At 57.2% G+C, this 22,446-nt stretch carries 25 protein-coding genes and 1 tRNA gene; 6 read left to right on the top strand and 20 right to left on the bottom strand.

Annotated features, from left to right (window positions below):
* Positions 1–55 precede the first annotated feature (55 nt).
* The 5 genes from Q0746_RS16735 to ychF form a co-directional block, all read right to left on the bottom strand.
* Positions 56–166, bottom strand: a complete 111-nt coding sequence (locus tag Q0746_RS16735) for a DUF6538 domain-containing protein (protein ID WP_363322759.1) — start codon at positions 164–166, stop codon at positions 56–58.
* Between the two features lie 98 nt (positions 167–264).
* Positions 265–354, bottom strand: a tRNA-Ser gene (locus Q0746_RS11625).
* A 63-nt stretch (positions 355–417) separates the two neighbouring features.
* On the bottom strand, positions 418–1,068 hold the full coding sequence (locus tag Q0746_RS11620; RefSeq protein WP_298260422.1) for a hypothetical protein: 651 nt from the start codon (positions 1,066–1,068) through the stop codon (positions 418–420).
* Positions 1,069–1,176: 108 nt separating this feature from the next.
* A complete protein-coding gene (locus tag Q0746_RS11615) occupies positions 1,177–1,500 on the bottom strand; it encodes a hypothetical protein (protein ID WP_298260420.1) in 324 nt (107 codons plus the stop codon).
* A gap of 126 nt (positions 1,501–1,626) precedes the next feature.
* Entirely contained in the window at positions 1,627–2,724 is a 1,098-nt protein-coding gene (gene ychF, locus Q0746_RS11610) for a redox-regulated ATPase YchF (protein ID WP_298260418.1), read from the bottom strand.
* Positions 2,725–2,911: 187 nt separating this feature from the next.
* On the opposite strand from ychF, the gene trpA reads away from it, so the two are divergent.
* Complete coding sequence (gene trpA / locus Q0746_RS11605) at positions 2,912–3,703, top strand: tryptophan synthase subunit alpha (RefSeq protein WP_298260416.1); 792 nt, start codon at positions 2,912–2,914, stop codon at positions 3,701–3,703.
* A gap of 71 nt (positions 3,704–3,774) precedes the next feature.
* Entirely contained in the window at positions 3,775–4,938 is a 1,164-nt protein-coding gene (locus tag Q0746_RS11600) for an alpha-hydroxy acid oxidase (protein WP_298260414.1), read from the top strand.
* Here the strand turns inward: Q0746_RS11600 and Q0746_RS11595 are convergent.
* Positions 4,935–6,068 (bottom strand): MFS transporter, encoded by a 1,134-nt coding sequence (locus Q0746_RS11595; RefSeq protein WP_298260412.1) that lies wholly within the window; start codon positions 6,066–6,068, stop codon positions 4,935–4,937. The two genes, Q0746_RS11600 and Q0746_RS11595, sit on opposite strands and share 4 nt — an antisense overlap.
* A gap of 150 nt (positions 6,069–6,218) precedes the next feature.
* Between Q0746_RS11595 and Q0746_RS11590 the strand changes: the two genes are divergently transcribed.
* Positions 6,219–6,869 carry a 50S ribosomal protein L25/general stress protein Ctc gene (locus Q0746_RS11590; RefSeq protein ID WP_298260410.1) on the top strand — a complete coding sequence of 217 codons (651 nt, stop codon included), beginning with the start codon at positions 6,219–6,221 and terminating at the stop codon, positions 6,867–6,869.
* Between the two features lie 114 nt (positions 6,870–6,983).
* Here the strand turns inward: Q0746_RS11590 and Q0746_RS11585 are convergent, their stop codons facing one another.
* Positions 6,984–7,403, bottom strand: a complete 420-nt coding sequence (locus Q0746_RS11585) for a VOC family protein (RefSeq protein ID WP_298260408.1) — start codon at positions 7,401–7,403, stop codon at positions 6,984–6,986.
* A 229-nt stretch (positions 7,404–7,632) separates the two neighbouring features.
* Between Q0746_RS11585 and Q0746_RS11580 the strand changes: the two genes are divergently transcribed.
* Complete coding sequence (locus Q0746_RS11580) at positions 7,633–8,388, top strand: SDR family oxidoreductase (RefSeq protein WP_298260406.1); 756 nt, start codon at positions 7,633–7,635, stop codon at positions 8,386–8,388.
* Positions 8,389–8,470: 82 nt separating this feature from the next.
* A complete protein-coding gene (gene pth, locus Q0746_RS11575; RefSeq protein ID WP_298260404.1) occupies positions 8,471–9,163 on the top strand; it encodes an aminoacyl-tRNA hydrolase in 693 nt (230 codons plus the stop codon).
* 70 nt (positions 9,164–9,233) lie between these two features.
* Here the strand turns inward: pth and trpB are convergent, their stop codons facing one another.
* The 6 genes from trpB to Q0746_RS11545 form a co-directional block, all read right to left on the bottom strand.
* On the bottom strand, positions 9,234–10,466 hold the full coding sequence (gene trpB / locus Q0746_RS11570; protein ID WP_298260402.1) for a tryptophan synthase subunit beta: 1,233 nt from the start codon (positions 10,464–10,466) through the stop codon (positions 9,234–9,236).
* An 84-nt stretch (positions 10,467–10,550) separates the two neighbouring features.
* Positions 10,551–11,204, bottom strand: coding sequence for a phosphoribosylanthranilate isomerase (locus Q0746_RS11565; protein WP_298260400.1), 654 nt, complete (start codon positions 11,202–11,204; stop codon positions 10,551–10,553).
* Between the two features lie 9 nt (positions 11,205–11,213).
* Positions 11,214–11,573, bottom strand: coding sequence for a LapA family protein (locus Q0746_RS11560; RefSeq protein WP_298260398.1), 360 nt, complete (start codon positions 11,571–11,573; stop codon positions 11,214–11,216).
* Between the two features lie 5 nt (positions 11,574–11,578).
* Entirely contained in the window at positions 11,579–11,866 is a 288-nt protein-coding gene (ihfB, locus tag Q0746_RS11555) for an integration host factor subunit beta (protein ID WP_298260396.1), read from the bottom strand.
* Positions 11,867–12,159: 293 nt separating this feature from the next.
* The gene (rpsA, locus tag Q0746_RS11550; protein WP_298260394.1) at positions 12,160–13,839 is read right to left on the bottom strand and encodes a 30S ribosomal protein S1; all 1,680 of its coding nucleotides are present in this window, start codon (positions 13,837–13,839) and stop codon (positions 12,160–12,162) included.
* A 266-nt stretch (positions 13,840–14,105) separates the two neighbouring features.
* Positions 14,106–14,354: a hypothetical protein gene (locus Q0746_RS11545; RefSeq protein ID WP_298260392.1), complete on the bottom strand. Its 249-nt coding sequence runs from the start codon at positions 14,352–14,354 to the stop codon at positions 14,106–14,108.
* A 173-nt stretch (positions 14,355–14,527) separates the two neighbouring features.
* On the opposite strand from Q0746_RS11545, the gene Q0746_RS11540 reads away from it, so the two are divergent.
* Positions 14,528–15,478 carry an ion transporter gene (locus Q0746_RS11540; RefSeq protein WP_298260390.1) on the top strand — a complete coding sequence of 317 codons (951 nt, stop codon included), beginning with the start codon at positions 14,528–14,530 and terminating at the stop codon, positions 15,476–15,478.
* A gap of 276 nt (positions 15,479–15,754) precedes the next feature.
* Here the strand turns inward: Q0746_RS11540 and Q0746_RS11535 are convergent, their stop codons facing one another.
* The 7 genes from Q0746_RS11535 to Q0746_RS11505 form a co-directional block, all read right to left on the bottom strand.
* Positions 15,755–17,389, bottom strand: coding sequence for a caspase family protein (locus Q0746_RS11535; protein ID WP_298260388.1), 1,635 nt, complete (start codon positions 17,387–17,389; stop codon positions 15,755–15,757).
* A 31-nt stretch (positions 17,390–17,420) separates the two neighbouring features.
* Positions 17,421–18,026, bottom strand: a complete 606-nt coding sequence (locus tag Q0746_RS11530; protein ID WP_298260386.1) for a (d)CMP kinase — start codon at positions 18,024–18,026, stop codon at positions 17,421–17,423.
* The gene (locus Q0746_RS11525) at positions 18,023–18,424 is read right to left on the bottom strand and encodes a GFA family protein (RefSeq protein ID WP_298260384.1); all 402 of its coding nucleotides are present in this window, start codon (positions 18,422–18,424) and stop codon (positions 18,023–18,025) included. Before Q0746_RS11525 ends, Q0746_RS11530 begins: the two co-directional genes overlap by 4 nt.
* On the bottom strand, positions 18,411–18,917 hold the full coding sequence (locus Q0746_RS11520) for a hypothetical protein (protein WP_298260382.1): 507 nt from the start codon (positions 18,915–18,917) through the stop codon (positions 18,411–18,413). The genes Q0746_RS11525 and Q0746_RS11520 overlap by 14 nt, the downstream gene beginning before the upstream one ends.
* Positions 18,901–19,482: a hypothetical protein gene (locus tag Q0746_RS11515; RefSeq protein WP_298260380.1), complete on the bottom strand. Its 582-nt coding sequence runs from the start codon at positions 19,480–19,482 to the stop codon at positions 18,901–18,903. Before Q0746_RS11515 ends, Q0746_RS11520 begins: the two co-directional genes overlap by 17 nt.
* A 5-nt stretch (positions 19,483–19,487) precedes the next feature.
* Positions 19,488–20,834: a 3-phosphoshikimate 1-carboxyvinyltransferase gene (aroA, locus tag Q0746_RS11510; RefSeq protein ID WP_298260378.1), complete on the bottom strand. Its 1,347-nt coding sequence runs from the start codon at positions 20,832–20,834 to the stop codon at positions 19,488–19,490.
* A gap of 103 nt (positions 20,835–20,937) precedes the next feature.
* The gene (locus Q0746_RS11505) at positions 20,938–22,362 is read right to left on the bottom strand and encodes a DUF2235 domain-containing protein (RefSeq protein ID WP_298260376.1); all 1,425 of its coding nucleotides are present in this window, start codon (positions 22,360–22,362) and stop codon (positions 20,938–20,940) included.
* Positions 22,363–22,446: the final 84 nt, after the last annotated feature.

The raw sequence follows: 22,446 nt of genomic DNA, 5'->3' as shown, positions 1-22,446 counted from the left end.
AACAATGTGCGCGGGGGAGAACAAGACAACGACCATGTCCCATTGCGAACAGTGTCTAGACCTTGCACGCCATCTGCCTGCCCAATCGTTTCACGAGGTGGCGCGGCACAGCCATGCGAAAGTAATAGGTCGTGCCTCGAAGCACGAGACGCGGAGTAATGCCCATCCTTTGCGTTCCTACTGTAACAGGTGTCTTTAGCAGGGGCTGGATTTGCCAGAAGCGCTCTTGGAAAAACGGTTATGACCAGTGAGTTACAGGTCAAGTGGCGGAGACGAAGGGATTCGAACCCTCGAGACCCTTCCGGGCCTACTCCCTTAGCAGGGGAGCGCCTTCGACCACTCGGCCACGTCTCCGTTGACCCGTTTAGCGATAGGTTTACGGGGCAGCAACCGAAAAATTGCCCCGCTGAACGTCCTTTAAACCTGCGGCAGGCCTGTACCTTTTCGGATCACTTGTTGGGAGTTCAACAACTTGAAGCATCCTTTCAGCAATTCGCGCTCTCCGGGAACAAAATACTGCTTCATTTCCAGATGTGTAGGTGCCGTCGTAACAGGGGTCGTGGCTTTGTCGCGCTTGGCGCTGTCGGGGCTGATCGAGCCGGTGGCAGGTTTCCCTTTGCCAACCCACGCCTTCATTGTCGTGCTCAGTCTTGCGCGGCCGACGTATCCGCAGTCGTGCCATTCCTTGGGGATCACCAGCAAGGCTTGCGCTGCACGCGCCAACGAAATGTCATGCTCTTCAGCCCATGCGCCGACCTTCACGAAGTTATCGTAGTCCAGCCACCAGCCGCCAGCCATTGACGACTTCGCACCATATACATTTTTGGACGCCGTTCCGAAGAACCGAAAGTAATTTCCCGGCTTCAGCTTCACTTCTTGGGGCGCGAACATGCCACCATTGTGCACGATCGAGCCATCAACGTCCTTTGCATAATCCAGTTGATACCCGTCAGGGGAATTCGACATGCCAGTCGGGCGCATGCCTTGGGCGATGGCTTTCCAGAACCCGTAACCGGCCCCTTCAAAGCAGTGAAAATTGTTGTCGGGGCGTGTTTTTGGGCCAGCCATAATGGGTATCCGTTCAGTTTGGAATCACTCGTTTCAATTCCGACACCCTGCCATAAACAGGAGAAAAAGAAACTGGTTTCTAAGCTGAACTATAACAGATTTGGGGCGTTACGCGGCCTCTAAATCCGTCGGAATGCCGCGCCCCGAGATCATGCCCAAACCCTTAGCTTGCGTCAGGATCAGCCAATAGCTTTCTGTTGGATCGCGGCTTGGAAGTTCAAACACGACATCTGCGTCTTCTTGCACGTTGTGTCCGCCAACCTTTAAGGTGCCCCGCATATAGACCAGCGAGGGAAGCGCTTGCATCCTCTCGACCACGGGGCCCAGCGCATCCAAATCCCCTGTCACAAGCAGTACCGGCCCTGCCCGTGCTCCGGTCAGTTGCCACAATAGATCGCTGTGATGTTGAGCGGGTGTAGCTGTCTTGGACATGACATCTCTCCTTTGCACTCAAGATACAGCCCTGCGCTGCGCGCTGTATGGGAAAGCGCTGCGGGTTTTCCCTCTCTGGGGGCCGGTTTGGCGCGGAACACCAAACCTGCTGGATGATGCGTCCGGCTATTTGTTGAACAAGAAGTGCAATACGTCGCCGTCTTTGACGGTGTAGCCCTTACCCTCGGCGCGCATCTTGCCCGCTTCTTTGGCGGGTTGTTCACCCTTGAAGGTCACGAAGTCATCATAGGCAATCGTCTCGGCGCGGATGAAGCCTTTCTCGAAGTCGCCATGGATCACGCCCGCGGCCTGCGGGGCCAGCGTGCCCTGCTTGATCGTCCACGCGCGCGCCTCTTTGGGGCCTACGGTGAAATAGGTCTCCAAGTGCAAAAGCTCGTAGCCCGCGCGGATCAACCGGTCCAAGCCTGCTTCCTGCAGGCCCATTTCGGTCAAGAACATCTCGGCTTCTTCGGCTTCCAGTTGGGAAATTTCTTCCTCAATCTGCGCAGAGATCACAACATGGGCGGCGCCTTGCTCTGCTGCCATTACCGCGACTTTTTCCGAGAACTCATTGCCCGTGGCAGAAGATGCCTCATCCACGTTGCACACATATAGGATCGGTTTGGAGGTCAGGAGCTGCAGCATTTTCCACTGCTTTTGGTCGTCCTCATCCACCTCGACCGTGCGCGCAGGCTTGCCGTTTTCCAACGCTTCCATGGCCATTTTCATCAGACGTTCTTGCTGAACGGCCTCTTTGTCCCCACCGCGCACCTTGCGCACGATGTTGACCAGACGTTTCTCGATGGATTCCATGTCCGACAGCATCAGCTCGGTCTCGATCACATCCGCGTCGGCCACGGGGTCTACGCGGCCATCCACGTGCGTTACATCGCCATCCTCGAAGCAGCGCAGCACATGGGCGATGGCGTCGGTCTCGCGGATGTTGGCAAGGAACTGGTTGCCCAACCCTTCGCCCTGCGATGCGCCCTTCACCAGCCCTGCGATATCCACAAAGGTCATGCGGGTCGGGATGATCGACTTGGAGCTTGCGATCTCGGCCAAAGTATCAAGCCGCGCGTCTGGGACAGCGACCTCGCCCACGTTGGGCTCAATGGTGCAAAACGGAAAGTTCGCCGCCTGCGCCGCCGCCGTTCGGGTCAACGCGTTGAACAACGTGGACTTGCCTACGTTTGGCAGTCCGACAATACCCATCTTGAAACCCATGACGCTCTCCTAAATCCGGTTCCGGCGCATGTAGGGGCTGGTGGCGGCTCTGGTCAAGCATATATGGGTTTTTTGATGGCGCGCAGCACAGCAACGCCCCCCAAATCGAAGAAATCCCCCCTCGCCCGTTGATCTCCCCCCTTAACATGGTGCAAACCCCTGTGAGTTATAAGTCAGGGGACGCCACATGACACGCATCGACGACACATTCGCGCGGCTGAAGGCCGAGGGCAAAAAGGCTTTTGTCACCTATGTGATGGCCGGCGACCCCGATGAGGCCCGCGCCCTAGAGATCGTCAAAGGCCTGCCCGCAGCCGGTGTTGATATCATCGAGCTGGGCCTTCCCTTCACCGACCCGATGGCCGATGGCGAGACCATTCAGCTGGCCGGACAACGCGCGTTGGAAGCGGGCATGACGCTGGATAAGTTCCTGCAATTCGTCCGCGACTTCCGCGCCACAGATGACATCACGCCGATTGTGATGATGGGCTACTACAACCCGATCTATTCACGCGGCGTGGACAAGTTTCTGGCTGAAGCCAAAGAGGTTGGTATCGACGGTATGATCATTGTCGACCTGCCCCCTGAGGAAGACGAAGAACTTTGCATCCCCGCCCAAGCCGCTGGCCTCAATTTCATCCGTTTGGCCACCCCAACCACTGATGACAAACGCTTGCCTAAGGTGCTGCAGAATACCTCTGGGTTTCTCTACTACGTCTCGATCACCGGCATCACAGGTGCTGCCGAAGCCAGTGCAACCGATGTGGCCCCCGAAGTGGCGCGCATCAAGGGCAGCACAGACCTTCCGGTCATCGTGGGCTTCGGTGTGAAAACGCCTGAGACCGCTGAGGCCGTGGCCGCTGTGGCGGATGGCACCGTTGTGGGGTCGGCAATCGTGTCCAAGATCGCAAATGGCGACAGCACGGAAGACGTCTTAGCCTTCGTGAAGTCGCTGGCGGATGGCGCGCATCGGGCTTAACGCACCGCATTGACACCAAACCGCCCAAATTGGTAACAACTCCTAACCAATTTGGACGGTAAGGCTGCGGCATGGCTAAAATCACTGAAATTGAAGACCTGAAGCGCATCTACAAGCGGCGCACGCCGAAGATGTTCTTTGACTATTGCGAAAGTGGAAGCTGGACCGAGCAGACGTTCCGCGAGAATTCATCGGACTTCGATCTGATCAAACTGCGCCAACGGGTGGCGGTGGACATGACCGGCCGCAGCACCAAAAGCCAGATGATCGGGCAAGATGTTGCCATGCCGGTGGCTTTGGCCCCTGTTGGGTCCACGGGCATGCAACATGCGGACGGTGAAATCCTTGCGGCCAAGGCGGCGGAAAAATTCGGCGTGCCATTCACGCTGTCGACCATGTCTGTGTGCTCTCTTGAGGACGTCGCGGAGCATACCTCCGCCCCCTTCTGGTTCCAGCTCTACGTGATGAAAGACCGCGAGTTTACCAAACGCGCCATTCAACGCGCCAAGGATGCGGGGTGTTCGGCTTTGGTATTGACCTTGGACCTGCAAATTCTGGGGCAACGCCACAAGGATATCAAGAACGGGCTGACGGTACCAATCAAGCTGTCCCCCCATACGATCTTTGATCTGGCAACCAAATGGCGGTGGGGCTTGCAGATGCTGCAAACCAAACGGCGCAGCTTTGGGAATATTGTCGGTCACATTGACGGGATCACGGACATGAGCTCGCTGTCCGTTTGGGCCGCAGAAAGCTTCGATCCGAAACTGGATTGGGACTATGTCAAAGAGATCAAAGACCTCTGGGGCGGGCCGCTGATCCTCAAGGGCATTTTGGATGCCGATGACGCCAAAATGGCGTTGAACGTGGGGGCTGACGCGATCGTGGTGTCGAACCACGGCGGGCGGCAATTGGACGGTGCGATGTCTTCGATCAAAGCGCTGCCATCAATTATGGATGCGGTGGGTGACAAGATCGAGGTTCACCTAGATAGCGGCATCCGGTCGGGTCAAGACGTGTTGAAGGCCTTGGCGATGGGGGCCAAAGGCACCTATATCGGACGCGCTTTCATCTACGGGTTGGGGGCGAACGGCCAGCAAGGTGTGGAAGAGGCGCTGAGCGTCATCCACAAAGAGCTGGACATCACTATGGCCCTTTGCGGTGAAAAAACCGTGCAGGACTTGGGCAAGCAAAACCTGCTGGTGCCGCGCGACTTCTATGGCGATTGGGCTTAGGCCCCGCGGCCTCGCAAGGCAAAAACCAAGGGCACCAGCCCCACCAGCAATAACGCGACCGCCGCATAGGCGGCCCGCAACCCGTAGCCCTCAGAGATAAGGCCCATAATCGTTGGCGCGGCAAAGAAGCCCAGAAACCCCAACACCGCCGTGCGCGAAATCGCGACGGTACGTAGCGAAGGGGGCACCATCCGCCCGACCAAAGCCAACCCCAAGGGACCGATCACCGATATGCCCAGCCCCATGACCCCAAAGCCGATGTAGGCGATCAGCGGGGTTGCGGCCACGACAACACACAGGGTGCCCACAACCGACAGACCTGCGGCCCCTAGGATCACGCTGGTGTCGCTCAACCGCTCGCTGACCGCCTGACCTCCGAAGCGACCGATGGTCATGGTAAGCCCCAGCATCGCGGGCCCTAGCGCACCTTCGGCGGCGCTGCCCCCCAATGTCCGCTCCACATGCAGTGCGGACCATGCCTCCACCGCCGCCTCCGACATGAAGGCGATCAGCACCACCGCGCCGCATAGCGCGACCGTCCCCCAAGGCAAGGAAACGGGGCGACCGTCATGCTTGGCGTCATCGGGTTTCATTCTGAGCCGGTAAAACAGTACCATGACGACCGCCCCTATCATCGCAAACAACACGGCAGGTTGAATACTGGCTTCGCGCGCCAAACCGGTTCCCGCAGCGGCAATCGCATAGGCCAAGGAAAAGGCGCCGTGGTTTGCATTCATAAGGGGGCGGCCTGTTGCGGCCTCCAATTCGGACACGCGGGCGTTCATGATCACATCCGTTAGCCCCGAGGCCAGACCGCAGCCAAACATCGCCAAAAAGAAGGTCGTTGAAGTTGTCGCCAGCCCCGGCATCAGGAAGGCAAAGGCCAGCAACATGGCACTGACCCCCATCGACCAACGCCCCAGCCACCGGTCAAATACGGGGGCAAACCACATGGTTGTGGCCAGCCCGCAAGCCGACCCCAACAACAGAAGACCAAATCGGGCATCCCCCGCGCCAATCTGCTCCTTTAACTCGGGCACATAGGCCGCAAAACAGCCCCAATACAGCCCCACAATAGCGAAGGTGAGTGCGGGGGTTTTGGAAGTTCGCAGGGCGTTTGCAATCGTCATAGGCCAAGCGGTATCGTCACACCGATCGCGCAGCAATGGAAAAGCCGATGAAACCCCTTTTCAAGCAGGCGATTCCCTCCTATACGGCACTCTTCACGCGGCCCGACACCCTTGGAGGCAGCCGCACCCATTAAACAAAGGAATATAGTCATGGCTGGTAAGATCCCTGATCTTGAAGTTGAGACACGCGCGGGGACGGGCAAGGGGGCCGCTCGCGCAGCACGCCGTAACGGCATGGTGCCAGGTATCGTGTATGGTGGTGGTGAAGAGCCGCAAGCCATTCAGATCTCCTTCAACAAGTTGCTGAAGCAACTGCGCGCTGGACGCTTCATGTCCACATTGCAGAACATGAAAATCGAAGGCCAAGAAGACTTCCGCGTCATCTGCCGTAACGTGCAACGCGATCTGGTAAAAGATCTGCCAACACACATCGACTTCATGCGCCTGCGCCGCACAACAAAAATCGCCCTGTTCATTCCGGTCGAAGTTGTTGGCGAAGACGTATCCCCTGGCCTGAAAAAAGGCGGCGTTCTGACGCTGGTACGTCCTGAGGTTGAGCTGGTTGTAACCGCTGGCGACATCCCAGAGAGCATCACTATCGATGTCTCCGAGACTGAAGTCGGCGAAAACGTCACGATTTCTTCCGTGAAATTGCCAGACGGCGCGAAAGTTACGATTGACCGTGACTTCGTGATCGCGACTCTTTCCGCTCCATCAAGCCTGAAATCTTCCGGCGATGATGAGGATGACGCAGCCGAGGGCGAAGAAGCTCCGGAAGCAGAAGCAGCCGCCGAGGAGTAATCCTCCCGCCGCTTCTTGCGACTTAATTAAAACGCGCGGCCTGAACGGGTCGCGCGTTTTTCGTTTGTGCAGCCCTTCTGCCTTGAACTTGTGAACACCCGTTTTGGCCAGTGCCTATGCGTCGGGACGCCCGGGTTCACTTGGGTCACTGGAAAATATTGCGATCTTGTTGCCTTGAGGGTCACGAAGATAACCCACAAAGAAATGTGGCCCATAAGAGTCGCGGAAACCGGGTTGCCCTTCGTCCGCGCCACCTGCTGCAATGGCGGCAGAATGAAGACTGCGCACCTGCTTTTGGTTGCGTGCCTCAAAGGCAACCATTGCGCCATTTCCAGCCGAGGCCGGACATCCATCAAAGGTTGGTTTAACGTAGAAATCTGGTGGCACAGCGGACTGGTCCGGCGAAAAGGGGAGCGCGTAACTGAGGCCTTCTGGCCCCTCTTTCACCCCATAGCCCAACGCCGGTAGGAACGCCGAATAGAACAATTTTGCACGTGCGATATCATCTGCACCGACGGTGACATAGGCAATCATACTACGTGTAACCTTCCCGATAGTGAGGTGTTGCGACGACCTTGCTGCAAATTGGTAGAGCAGAGTATCGCCCTCATCAACACCTCGCTAAGGGGTAATCCTCGCGCGCTCGTCCCGACCCGATCTTTGCTGTTTCAACGTCACGCCTTCGCTAAAAGCACGATGCGGGTCGCGGCATTTGGATCACCTTCGCTACCTAGATGGCATGCAATAAAAGGAAAGCATGACCATGGACCTAAAAGATAAAACCATTTTAATCACTGGGGCAAGCAGCGGCATCGGTGCGGCTTCTGCGCTTTTGTTCGCGGCTCAAGGCGCAAATCTTGTGCTTGGGGCACGCCGCGAAAAAGAACTTAGCCAAATCGTCGGGCAGATACAGCAAAGCAACGGTAAAGCCGTATGCCTCGCAGGGGATGTGACCGACGAATCCTATTCAGCCGAACTGGTCGCTTTGGCGAAATTCGAATTTGGCCGCCTTGATGGGGCCTTCAACAATGCGGGAATGATGGGCGACATGGGGCCTATTCCCGACATGGAAACCACAAACTGGCAATCCGTGATCGACTGCAATCTCACCAGTGCATTCTACTGTGCAAAAGCCCAACTCCCTGCCCTTTTGGAGGCCGGAGGCGGTTCGATGGTGTTCACCAGCTCCTTCGTCGGGTTTAGCAACGGTGGCATGCCGGGCATGGGCGCTTACGCTGCATCCAAAGCAGGGCTGATCGGATTGGTGCAATCCTTAGCGAGTGATCATGCTGCGCAAAATGTGCGGGTCAACGCCCTGTTGCCCGGTGGAACACTGACGGCGATGGCAGGGGATGACCCTGATACGCATGAATTCATCGCGGGGCTGCATCCGGTAAAGCGCCTGGCGGACCCGAAAGAGATGGCACAAGCCGCCTTGTTCCTTCTGTCGGACCGATCGAGCTTCATAACCGGCACACCGCTTGCAGCGGATGGTGGTATGGCCACACGTCTGCTCTGACTGGCTTGCCGTTGGTCATCATTTGATCAACGGCAGATTTCCCCCTCTGGCCCCCGCCCAGCAGACGCGGTAAAACGGCGATATGAAACTCTTCGTAGGCCTCGGCAATCCAGGCGCAAAATACAGCCACAACCGGCATAACATCGGCTTTATGGCATTGGACCGCATCGCGGATGATCATGGGTTCAGCCCGTGGAAGTCCAAGTTCCAAGGGCAGCTGTCCGAGGGGCGTTTGGGTCATGAAAAGGTGATGCTGCTCAAGCCCGCCACCTTCATGAACCTGTCGGGGCAATCCGTGGGCGAAGCCATGCGGTTCTTCAAGCTCGACAGCACCGATATCACCGTCTTTCACGACGAGATCGACCTAGCCCCAGCCAAAACCAAGTGCAAATCGGGCGGGGGGCACGCGGGGCATAACGGCCTGCGGTCGATCCACCAACATATCGGGCCGCATTACGATCGCGTGCGTCTTGGCGTCGGGCATCCGGGTCACAAAGACAAAGTGCCGTCCTATGTGCTGAACGATTTCGCCAAGGCGGAGCAAAACTGGCTGGACGATGTGTTGCGTGGCGTTTCTGACGGGGCGCCTTTTCTGGCCGAAGACGACAGCGCTAAATTTCTTAACGCTGTGGCCCTTCGCGTGGCTCCTGCCCGCTCCTCCACCACACAGCCCAAGCCAAAGCCCCAAACGCAGGGGCAGACACAGGCGGAGCCTTCGCCAGAAGCCGAAGACACCCGCAGCCCGATGCAAAAGCTGTTGGATCGCTTCAACTGAGCCTCAGTGAAGATCACCCCAAGCGATTGATCTTAAAGTGATCTACGCCGTGGGCGATCATCAGCCCGCCTTAAGCGAACTCACCCATTTCGAAGTCCAGCGCACGGGCGACGGTAAAGATATCCTTGTCGCCGCGACCGCACATATTCATGCAAATGATGTGATCATTCGGCAGGGTCGGTGCGATTTTCATCACATGAGCCAAGGCGTGGGATGGCTCCAGCGCAGGGATAATGCCCTCTTTTTCGCAGCACAGCTGAAACGCCTCAAGCGCCTCAACATCCGTGATCGCCACATATTCGGCGCGGCCGATTTCGTGCAGCCAAGAGTGCTCTGGCCCAATCCCCGGATAGTCCAATCCAGCAGAGATCGAGAAGCCCTCAAGGATTTGCCCGTCGTCGTCTTGCAGCAGATAGGTGCGGTTGCCGTGCAGCACGCCCGGGCGCCCACCCGTGAGGGAGGCGCAGTGCTCGTTCTTGTTGTTCACGCCTTTGCCGCCAGCTTCGACACCGATAATATTCACGCTCTTGTCGTCAAGGAACGGGAAGAACAGCCCCATCGCGTTGGAGCCCCCGCCGATCGCGGCAATCACCGTGTCGGGCAAGCGCCCTTCGGCTTCCATCAGTTGTTCTTTGGCTTCCTTGCCAATGATCGCTTGGAAGTCGCGCACCATTGCTGGGTAGGGGTGAGGCCCCGCCACTGTGCCGATGCAATAGAAGGTGTCGCGCACATTGGTCACCCAGTCGCGCATCGCGTCGTTCATCGCGTCTTTCAACGTGCCACGGCCAGACGTCACGGCCACCACCTCTGCGCCCAGCAGGCGCATGCGGAAGACGTTGGGGGCCTGGCGCTCCACATCATGCGCGCCCATGTAGACGACGCATTTCAGGCCGAACTTGGCACAAACAGTCGCCGTTGCCACTCCGTGTTGGCCTGCACCTGTCTCGGCGATGATGCGGGTTTTGCCCATACGGCGGGCAAGTATGATCTGGCCCAAGACGTTGTTAATCTTATGCGCGCCAGTGTGGTTCAGCTCGTCGCGCTTGAGGTAGATTTTCGCGCCGCCCAGATGTTCGGTCAGGCGTTCCGCGTGATACATAGGCGACGGGCGGCCAACGTAGTGCTTCCACAAGAAATCCATCTCGTCCCAGAAGGATTTGTCGGTTTTGGCGTGCTCGTATTGCTCTTCCAGCTCTAGGATCAGCGGCATCAATGTCTCGGAGACAAAGCGTCCGCCAAAATCGCCGAAACGACCCTTTTCGTCAGGGCCGGTTTTATAGCTGTTCACCAGATTGTCAGGCATTTTGGAACACTCCCGTTGCAACTTAGCTGATGTAGCCCGTGAACGGGTCGGGGTAAAGCGTAAGGCCGCAATGAGGCGCGGAAACTAGAGCTTCGGTATATCGTCATGGGCGGCAGCTACGAACTGCTTGATAAGATTTGCGTCCTTCACCCCACGCGCGGATTCCACGCCAGAGGACACGTCAACCTGCTTTGCCCCTGTGAGGCGGATCGCCTCGGCCACATTGTCCGGCGTCAGCCCGCCCGCCAGCATCCAAGGAATGCCCCACCGGCGCTCGGCGATCAGGCGCCAGTCGAAGGAGAGGCCGTTGCCGCCGGGAAGGTCCGCGCCTTTAGGGGGTTTGGCATCAATCAAGATTTGGTCCGACACGCGGAAGTAGTCATTCAGCCCCGCCAGATCGCCCTCATCCGCGATGCCCACGGCCTTCATCACCGGCAGGCCAAAGCGGTCGCGCACCTGCGCCACGCGGTCTGGGCTTTCAGAGCCATGCAGCTGCAACATGTCCAACGGCACGCGGTCCACCAGTGCATCCAGCTCTGCGTCGGTGGCGTTTACCGTCAGCGCGACTTTGGCGATCCCCAAAGGAACTTCCAAGGAAAGCTTATGCGCGGTGTCCAAACTTACATTGCGAGGGGATTTTTCAAAGAAGACGAACCCCACATAGGCCGCCCCTGCCGCTGCACAAGCAGCAACATCTTCAGGCTGGCCAAGGCCGCAAATTTTGACGCGCGTGGTCATGTGATTGGCCTAGCTTGTCGCCGTGCTGTCATCCAGAAGGGCAAGAACTTCGTCTTTGCCTTCGTTGGATTTGCGCTTGAGGCCTTTGACCTCGCGCTCCAGCTTTTCTTTTTCGCGTTTTTGCAGGCGGGCGTCGGCGCGGTGCTTGTGCTCGCGAAACCATTCCCAGACAAACCCGATCAGCAAACCAACGATGATCCCGCCAAAGATCACCACAAACAGCGGCAATTCGTAGGAGAGAGGCTGGCCCAAATAGGCTGCAAGTTCTTCAGGCAGAAGTTTGATCGTCACCATGCCACGGTTGGCCAAGGCGACAAGAATCAACGAGAGGCCGACGACGGCCATGAACACATAGCGGATGTAGCGCATTTAGATTAGCTTTCGTTACCGTTTAGACGGTCTCGTAGCAGCTTGCCGGTCTTGAAGAAAGGCACATGCTTCTCATCCACTTGGACAGATTCACCGGTGCGCGGGTTCCGGCCTGTGCGAGCATCCCGCTTTTTGACCGAGAACGCGCCAAATCCGCGAAGTTCCACGCGGTTGCCCGAGGCCACTGCATCGACGATTTCCTCAAAGACAGTGTTCACGATGCGCTCGACATCCCGCTGATAGAGATGTGGGTTTTCATCGGCGATCTTTTGGATCAGCTCAGAGCGTATCATAAAATATCCTCCCCAGGACTTTTTCCTAAATACGGGTGGCAGCCCCGCCTTGGGAAACTATAGGCCGAATTATCCAACTGAGGAAAGCATTTAGAGCGCATCTTCTTCCAAGATGTCGGGGAAAAACGTGTGAAAACCGACGGGTCTTGCTGCTTTGCACAGAAAACTGGCTAGAAAATCGCACCAATTCCGCGTGAAGCCGCCCTGCGCCTTTGATCGATTCGGGGTCGTAGACGTGAAAACGGCCCCGCCATTGCTGGCGAGGCCGTTCCCCAATTTTTGGTCGAGCTTGATTACTCGTCGTCGGACTTCAGAGCCGCACCAAGGATATCACCCAAGGATGCGCCGGAGTCGGAAGAACCGTACTGCTCAACTGCTTCTTTCTCTTCAGCAATCTCACGTGCCTTGATGGACAGACCCAAGCGGCGGGTTTTTGCGTCCACGTTGGTCACACGTACGTCCAGCTTGTCGCCAACGCCGAAGCGCTCTGGGCGTTGCTCGGCACGATCACGCGACAGGTCGGAGCGGCGGATGAAGGATTTAGCGCCTTCATATTCCACTTCGATGCCACCGTCTTCGATGGAGGTAACCTCAACCGTGATGATGGAACCGCGCTTAACGCCGTCCACTGCTGTGTCGAACGAACCGTCGAGGGCTTTGATCGAGAGCGAGATGCGCTCTTTCTCAACGTCAACTTCGGTGACAACGGCTTTAACCATGTCGCCTTTGCGGAAGTCGCCCAATGCGTCTTCGCCACGGCCTTCCCACGTGATGTCGGAGAGGTGAACCATGCCGTCGATGTCGTTGTCGAGACCAACGAACAGACCGAATTCGGTGATGTTCTTGACTTCGCCTTCGATCTCTTTGCCGACAGGGTTGTTCTCTGCGAACACTTCCCATGGGTTGCGCTGAGTCTGCTTGAGACCCAAGGAAACGCGACGCTTGGAGCTGTCGATTTCCAGAACCATGACTTCGACTTCTTGGGACGTAGACACGATTTTGCCTGGGTGTACGTTCTTCTTGGTCCAAGACATTTCGGACACGTGCACAAGACCTTCAACGCCTGGCTCCAGCTCAACGAATGCGCCGTAGTCAGTGATGTTGGTGACGCGGCCTTGGTGTGTAGAGTCCAAAGCGTATTTCGCAGCAACTTCGCCCCATGGATCGTCCTGCAGCTGTTTCATGCCGAGGGAGATACGGTGCGTCTCTTTGTTGATCTTGATAACCTGTACTTTGACGGTTTCGCCAATTGTCAGGATCTCGCGAGGATCGTTCACACGGCGCCATGCCATGTCGGTGACGTGCAGCAGGCCGTCTACGCCGCCAAGGTCGACGAATGCGCCGTACTCGGTGATGTTCTTGACCACACCGTCAACAGCCTGACCTTCAGTAAGGTTGCCGATGACTTCTGCACGCTGTTCAGCACGCGATTCTTCCAGAATGGCGCGACGCGATACAACGATGTTGCCACGGCGACGGTCCATTTTCAGGATTTGGAACGGCTGCTTCATGCCCATCAATGGGCCAGCGTCGCGTACGGGACGTACGTCAACTTGGGAGCCAGGAAGGAACGCAACTGCGCCGCCCAGATCCACGGTGAAGCCACCTTTGACGCGACCAAAGATTGCGCCTTCGACGCGCTCTTCATCAGCGTATGCTTTTTCCAGACGGTCCCAAGCTTCCTCGCGGCGCGCTTTGTCGCGGCTGATGGAGGCTTCGCCGCGGGCGTTTTCTACGCGGTCGAGGTAAACCTCAACTTCGTCGCCCACTTCGATTTTCGGGGATTCGCCTGGATCAGCGAATTCTTTAAGCTCGACGCGGCCTTCCATTTTGTAGCCGATGTCGATGATAGCTTGGCCAGCTTCGATAGCGATGACCTTACCTTTGACAACCGAACCTTCGTCCGGAGTGTCCATTTCGAAGCTTTCATTCAAGAGGGCTTCGAATTCGTCCATAGTTGCATTTGTAGCCATGTGGCGTGGGTTTCCTAATCTAATGTTTATGCGGGCCGAGCGGTTGTCTCCGCCGGTCTTTGGGTTTCATGTTGGTCGTCTGGGCCAATTCCAATTCAAGGGCATTTTTCAAAACAAATAGGGCCGGAAAACCGACCCTGCCCGTTTGAATGAATGCCTTGAGACTGTTCTCGCCCCTTCAGACAGTCGCGCATATAGCCTGAGTTGGGGGAAAGGGCAAGTCTGTAAGGCCGAAAGCCTTGTCCTTGCCCCTTCAGTTTTGTCGCTTACTTGTATCCCAAGCCTTGATACTTCGCCTCAAGCGCTTTGAATGTGTCCACGCCGCCCTTGGTCTTTTCGACCAAGCCATATTTCTTGGCGTCTGATTTCTTGCTTTTCACAGTGCAGCCACTGTCCTTGCAAGCAATCCGAATCTTGTCGCCCGCATCGTTTTTCATGGTCGTATTTCCGGCCACGGCAGGGGACGCCAAAAGAGACATCCCGACGATGGCAACAGCGATTTTTTTGGTAAACATGTAAATTCTCAAACTATAGTAACACGGGCAATACTGCATCTTTTGGATTCAGCCTCCAGAAGTCCCCCGCGAAAAACTGTCCGGCCTTTGCGCCCTACATTTCCCGATAACTTGGCCATTAACCTTCGGAAGAGTTCAGGCTACGCTTTGGACACACATTTGGAACCGGCACATTGAACACATATCGTAAAACCGCCTTTCGACTTCTCGACCCTGATCAAAAATCAGACTGGCTGGCCCGTTTTCTAGACCTGTTTTTGATTGCGCTCATCGCGATCAATGTGGCGGCTGTCATATTGGAAACCGTGGAAAGTATAGACGCGCGATTTCACGCTGCGTTTTGGGTGATTGAAGTCATATCAATGGCGATCTTCAGTCTTGAGTATCTCGCGCGCGTTTGGACAAGTGTTGAGGACCCCAAGTATCAAGATCACCCCAATCCGCGCCTAAGTTACATGAAGTCTCCCATGGCGGTGATTGACCTTATGGCCATCCTGCCGTTCTACCTTGGGTTCTTCTTTAAACTTGATCTACGCTTTTTGCGGGTCGTGCGGCTGCTGCGGTTCCTCAAGCTGACGCGGTATTCATCTGCCATGACGGTGTTGCTTGATGTCTTCAAAGAAGAGGCCAACGCCTTCTTTGCCGGCTTTTTCATATTGATCGTGTTGCTCATTCTCGCTGCAAGCGGGGCGTATTTGGTGGAACATGAAGTCCAACCCGAAAAGTTCGGCTCCATTCCGGCCGCGATGTGGTGGGCCATGGCCACATTGACGACTGTGGGCTACGGCGACGTGGCCCCCGTCACCCCTGCGGGGCAGGTTTTCGGATCTCTCGTGGCCGTTGTGGGGATTGGCATGGCCGCCCTACCTGCCGGTATTCTGGCCAGCGGCCTTGCCGACAGGTTGCATCACTCCCGCGAGGAGCTGGCGGACAAGTTGCGTGCAGTGCTGGATGACGACGAGGTCGACACCGAAGATGAAGAGGTATTTGAAAAGGTTCGGCGCGACCTTGGTTTAAGCAAACGCGTCGCGCAAACCATCCGTAGAAATGTTCAGAATTCTCGCAAAGAGGCCTCTATGTGCTTCTGCCCTCATTGCGGCGAGAGCCTGCAGCAAGAGCGTTGAGCGAACGCCGCCACCACCAAACCTTAACGTCTTGGCCCTATACCCTGCCCTCGGTTAACCAATCGCAAGGCGCACTCAACGCCCTGCATTCGATCTGTGGTCCATGACCCTGCAAAGGGCATCCCGTGACCGCCGGCATATAAGGGGGCAATACTCCCCGAAGGGACGCAGGGTGACGCCTGCACGCACAATGACCGCAGCCCGAACTGGGCGGCCGCCTACTTTGATCAAACAGAGATAACCATTCGCCGCGTCCGCACCATCGGGCGACGGTCCCTATTGGCAGCGTTCCACATAAGACGAGCAGAACTTGCAGTTTCGGGTCTTCTTGAAAAACTGGCCAGCATTTCCTGCCCTGCATTCCTTCGTGCCGCATTGCCTGTTGGCCCCGCAGAACTGCTTGTACTTATTGGCGGGTTTCGGCGTCGCCTTTTTGCTCACGACCTTGGCCTTTGGCGCGGTGGCGGTGGCTTTGGGTTTGGCCGCTTTTGGTGTGACCACCTTGGGCTTGGTCACCTTGGGTTTGGTCACTTTGGGCTTGGTCACCTTGGGCTTCGCAGCTTTGGCTTTCGCGGCCTTCGGCTTGGGGGTCTTTTTCGATGCCGCTGGGGCACGTTTTACCAGCTTGGAGCGCCAAGTCTTCACATCCTCATCACTCACCTGCGCGCGCAAAGCGGTCAGTACCGGCAAGGTCGCAAGCCCAAGAACCGGAAGCTCTTGCGCCGTTTCAAAGCTGCGGATCGCGGCTTCGGTCCGGCGTCCGGCGACCCCGTCAGCGGGACCTAACGCATGCCCCAACGCAGACAGGCGTTCTTGCAACTCAACCCGTTCATCGCGGGTGAGGTCGCGTTCCAACTCTGGCGTCGCTGCGTTGACCTCCTCTGACGAAAGGGGCTCCCCCGCAATATCCGCGATCTTGGCATGTGCCAGCTCCGCGAAGAACCCGTCAGGGTAGAGGTCCAGATAGGCTTCCAGCAGTGACGTCTTTTGCGTGTCGGCAATGGAGGTCCAAAACACGATTTCGGCGGCATTGGCAGAGGGCACATCCTCCACCGCGCTATCGGTTGTAACGATAACGGGCACCTCGGCCGAGAGGCCTCGGCTACTGTTCAAATAGATCGGGTCAGCCGACAAAGAGCCATAAACAAAGGGCTCTTGCTTGCCAGCCGTGGCTTTCAGCACCCCGTCGCGTACGCGGCGCATCATCAACCCCACCTCTAGGTCTGGCTGTTCCAGCGCCTCGATCAGCGCGCTGGCATAGGGGCTGTTGCGTCCGATCCCATCGGCGGCGGTGGTGCCTTCTTTGGCAGCATAGGCCACCAAAGTGTTTTTGGCCGGCTCGATCGCCGACAGGCCACGACTGATGGACCGTGATGTATCGCGCCGCTTCATTGAGGTCGCAAAAGGATTGTTCCGGCAGGCGTCCACGATCACCATGCTCAGGCGCTGCGCACCATTCGCGGCGAAAACCATGGTTTCCAGCTTCACCGCTTCGAAGTTCACATCCGCATCGCTTTCAAGCACCGCGTCCACCGGCAATAGGTAGTTCTGGCGGTCGATTTCGATGCCATGGCCCGCAAAGTAGATCAGCGCGATATCTGCCCCGTCAGCGCGGCTGCGAAACCCGCGCAAACTGTCTAGCATCGCGCTTTGGCTTTGGTCGGACAGAAGGTCCACCTCAAAGCCCGCCGCGCGCAGGCTTGCAGCCAGATCAGCGGAGTCGTTCTTGGGGTTCCTTAACTCGGCGACATTCTCGTAGGCACCGTTGCCGATCACCAAGGCGATCCGACGCGCGCTGTCTCCTTGTGCCTGCGCGCTAAGGGTCAGCGCGAGCACCGAAAGCGTCAAGGCAAACAGGCAGCACAAAATGCCGCGCAGGTTCGTTTGGAATTTCAGCGCGTGGGTTTCCATAACCCACCCTATCACGGCGACGAATTTCGGGCTAGAGGGCTGTCCGGATCGCCGCCACTGCAGCCGCCACAGCATCCTCGATGGTCATATGGGACGTGTCGATGACCACCGCGTCCTGTGCCGCCGCCAAAGGGGCCGCTTCGCGTTCACGGTCACGGGCATCGCGTTCTGTCAAATCCCGAAACACCCCTTCGCGGGTCACGTCCTGCCCTTTGCCCGAAAGCTCCAGATAGCGGCGTTCGGCGCGGACTGTGTCAGAGGCGGTGACGAAGAGTTTCACCTGCGCATCCGGACAGATCACCGTGCCGATGTCGCGCCCGTCCAACACCGCGCCCCCCTCTCGACCGGCGAAATCATGTTGAAACTGAACCAATGCCGCGCGCACCTGTGGGATGGCCGCGGCCTTGCTGGCGGCCTGCGCCACGGCCGTCGTGCGCAGATCGTCACGGGCCAAATCCTCGGGCGTTAAATTCTGGGCAGCACTCACCGGATCGGCGCCATCCAGCACCCGCGCGCCGGTGGCGCGGTACAAGAGCCCTGTGTCCAAATGGGCAAAGCCAAACTCTGCCGCCACACGTTTCGAAAGAGTTCCCTTACCCGCCGCAGCGGGGCCGTCGATTGCTACTGTAAACTTCATGGTACCTGTGTCGTCAGATTTGGATCATCCGCCTGCGCATGCGGCAGATCGTCATTTATGTCGTAATACCCGCCTTTGTCTGCGCAAAAGATGTGACCTGCAAGGCGAAGCCCTGCGTCCTCCTCAAAAGTGCCGGCAAAAATGGACAGGTTTTGGCCCTGACCATCCCAAAACATCTGGCTCCCACAGGTCCCGCAGAACCCGCGGCGCGCGGTGGGGGAGGACCGATACCACGTGACCTCGCCATGGACGGAGACATCGCTTCGCGCCGCCGAGGTTGCCGCGACATGATGACCGCTGGATTTGCGGCATTGTCGGCAATGGCACGCAATGACGGGGCGCAAGGGGCCGTCGACAGTATAGGTGATATTCCCGCACAAGCAGCTACCTTTGGGCATGAGCAGATCTCCAAGCTAGTTTTAACGCGATTAGGGCAATAGCTAGGCTTAAAAACTTGCCCGTTGTAAACATCGCAATGGTCTGAACGAAGTCACTCGTGCTCGACTTCGCGCCATGCGTAATGAGGCTCGATACCAGCAGGTTTTCCAACAGATCAAAAGCCGCATAAGCCGATGCTGACACCGCAATAAGCCACCCGCGCCACCGTCGAAGCTTGAACGCAAGAAGCAAAAGCAATGTGGTCAACGTCCCAATGAAGACCGTATCTACCGGCTTCAGCCAATTGACGTAATAGTCCCGTCCCGCCTCGGTCATAGCAGAAAGATAGATACCGCCCCGCGCACCGCTCATCCCGAAGGGGCGCATGTCAAAACCCAAAATGCCCCCCGCAAGGGAGGGCATCGTGACGAAGGAGCCATAGGCCAACGCGCCATACAGCGCGGCAGCCAAAGCCGCCAGCGCCCAAAGCAGGGCGTTAAGCGCCGAAGGCAATCGGATCGCTCATTGCGACATGCTCGCCGCCTGCAACGCGCTTGGCCAAATCAGTTGGCTTGGCGTCGAAGTCATATGCGTCATCGGCATGCAGCCCTGCGTCCATCAGACCCTCCACCGAGGTAATCGTAGCGCCACCCTGCTCCGCATCGCTGAGCATGATGCGCAAACCCTGCACCGCGTTTTCAGCCTTCACACCAACCAGCGCCACTTGGCCACCCCCAGTTTGCACCGCAAGTTCCACCAGCGCCATTTTGCAGCCGGTTTCGGGCAATGCTTCCGGCAACGCTCCAGGATAGGGGTCACCCGCGATCAGGCGGCCAGGTTGCATATCCATCGCCTTGACGGGACCAAGGTTGATCGGTGCGTCGAAATCGCCCTCTTCAAAGTCATCCAGCAAGGCCGCGCGGCGCAGCAACAACAGCTTGGTGCCGTCTTGGTCAAAGGCCATCATCAGCGTCGCCAAAAACTGCGCGATATTGTCAGAGTGGCCGACGAAAATTCGCGAGTTCGCGTCCAGTTCGGCCTCGCCCGCGGTAACAACGCTCGCAAAATACTTCTGCATAATCCTTAGTCCCTTGTAATAGTTGCGCCCAAATCGCGCATCAAACCTTCAAAAATCGGGAAGGACGTCGCAATCGGCCCTCCATCGTCAATATGAACCGGCTTTTGAGTGCCCAGCCCCAACACCATAAACGACATTGCAATGCGGTGGTCCAGATGCGTGGCACATGTGCCGCCGCCCGGAACGCCGCCGACGCCCATACCGTGTACGGTAAAGGTATCTTCGTCTTCTTCAATAGTCACGCCGCAGGCCTCAAGCCCACGGGCCATGGCGTCAATGCGGTCGCTTTCCTTCACGCGCAGCTCTTTGACGCCGCGCATGACGGTTTTTCCGGTGGCAAAGGCGGCCACAACGGACAGCACAGGGTATTCGTCGATCATCGAGGCCGCGCGCTCTGGCGGCACCTCGATGCCTTGCATGTTGTCCGAGAACTTGGCCCGCAGGTCTGCCACCGGCTCGCCGCCCTCTTCACGCATGTTCTCGAATGTCAGGTCAGCGCCCATGTCCTGCAGCGTGGTGAACAGGCCCGCGCGGGTTGGGTTCAGCCCGATACCCGGCACCAACACGTCTGATCCCGGCGCCACGATGCCCGCGCAAACGGGGAAAGCGGCCGAGGACGGGTCGCGCGGCACGGTGATGGTTTGCGGCGTCAGCTCTGGCTGGCCTTGCAGGGTGATCACGCGGCCCTCGCTGGTGTCGTCGACGGTCAGGTTTGCACCAAAGCCTTTCAGCATGCGTTCGGAGTGGTCGCGTGTGGCTTCTTTCTCGATCACCACGGTTTCACCTGACGCATTCAACCCAGCCAAAAGCACGGCAGATTTCACCTGAGCCGAGGGCATAGGCACTGTGTAGCGTACAGGTGCCGCATCTTGTGCGCCTATCAGCGTCATCGGCAACCGCCCGTTCTTGCGGCCGTAGCTTTGGGTGCCAAATAGCGCCAGCGGGTCGGTGATCCGCCCCATCGGGCGGCCATTCAGGGAGGCATCACCGGTGAATGTCGCGGTAATCGGCGATGTGGCCATCGCCCCCATGATCAGCCGCACGCCGGTGCCGGAGTTGCCGCAATCAATCACTTGGTCCGGCTCGGCAAAGCCGCCCACGCCCACGCCGTGGACCGACCAATTGCCACCACCGTGGTTGATCACTTCGGCCCCAAAGGCCTGCATTGCGCGGCCGGTGTCGAGGACATCTTGCCCTTCCAAAAGGCCCGAAACCTTGGTCTCGCCGACGGCCATCGCCCCAAAAATCAGCGAGCGGTGCGAGATAGACTTATCCCCCGGCACATGCGCCTCACCAGATAAAGCGCCACCAGCGCGAGAGGTCATTGGGATTGGGTCACCGTGGCCGGACATAGGGCAGTTCTTTCTCGTCAGTCAAAAGCCCAGACGTGATAGCCTAGGGAAGCGCGAGGGTCCATCGCCGTTTGTGGCTGCGAACCGCTCTCATCACACCAGATCAGTCATAATACTTATGGGCTTCGAGATGATCACGCAGTTGCGGTGGCCGGTAAGGCTTCATTTCTCCTAGATGCGACACGCTGTCCTTTTCTAATCTCGCATGCACAGAGGGATGAAGCGGAAAGTCTGGGTTGACCATTCGAGGCTGCTCTCGCCAGCGAAGCTTTATGCCACAGAAATTGAACATATGCGTTTCTTCGTGCTGCATCCCACCTGCATCTGGCGAGGTTACAAGCTGATCCGTGTTTACAAGAACCTCCGGCACGCATTCCTTTAGCTCGGACATCATCCAGTCCAGCGTTATATCACTAAGGCGAGACTCTGGCTCCGGATAACTGCCGCCAATGTCGCTATGACAGCCCGCAAACCAAATTTGTTTCAACCACTCTGGGTTACGCCCCAGCGTCTTCTTTTGTTCAGCATGCATCCCCCATTTAACACGGGGAAAATCTTTCCGGTTTTCATCAATAGCCAAAGCATGACGCGCAAAACCAACATCTGAATCCAACCACTTGTCGTAATTGGTACGGTTCCAAACCGCGCGGTGCCCATACTTCCAAATATTAGGCCAGTCTTTTACGTTTTCCACCTTTAGACGCCTATTCGGATCCGGTGAGAAAAACTTAAACTGGGACCACCTCAACTTGCCATACCAATACAAAACTATACCGGACAAACCTACCAACGGCGCCCAAAGCAGCCAATGGTAGGAGTTATATGCAAGGACCGCGACCAACGTTAAAAGCGCCACGAAAGCAAAAGCGGCCAAGCCACCGACGAGGGCATTTCCCAATGCGGCGACGGTATCGAACACGCCAATAAATGTCGGCTGAACATTCCCCTGGACGTCCTCTTCAGCATCAGGCACGTAACTGGAATACTTTTGGCGAAACCTACGGCCCAACTCCTCACGCCGTTCGTAGAAAGGTTGCTTTCCTCGTGAGTAACCATTCCCATGGTTGTAGACATAATTCACGGCGTCGCTCGCGATTTTACGCAAACGGTCCCCATGCCTTGGGACCGAGGTTCCGTCGGGCATCTCAGTTGGGATGCCACATAGATTCATGACATTCGCAACAGCCCGCACAGTGTAAGCCCCGCGCGAGAAGCCAAACAATAAAATGCGATCCCCAGGTTCATAATATGAGATGATCTTTTCATAACAATCGATCACGTTCTCATCGATCCCCGTGCCCACCGCTGCTGATAGAACATTCCGGATGCGTGAGAATGTCATGCCCCCCATTTCCCCTGCACCAAGGCCTGGGTCATAAAAACAGACCTGTTCATCCGGCTTGATCGGGGACGATGGCCCCGGCCGCATAGCACGGTACATTTTATAAATATTGGACAATCTTTGATCCGGTTTAAGCCCTCCGATTTGTCCAGTTCCATCGGAGAAAATTAAAATATTCTTTGCCATACTATCTTCACCCAGCCCTGTTTTCGCGCGGGCCCATACAAACAAAATTCAAAAAAATAGCTTGACGCGACCTTGCCATTGGCG

Origin of the sequence: uncultured Litoreibacter sp. (genome assembly GCF_947487515.1) — a bacterium.
Classification (GTDB): Bacteria; Pseudomonadota; Alphaproteobacteria; order Rhodobacterales; family Rhodobacteraceae; genus Litoreibacter.
Note: the sequence above shows the minus strand (reverse complement) of the source record. Positions and strands in the feature narration are given on the sequence as shown.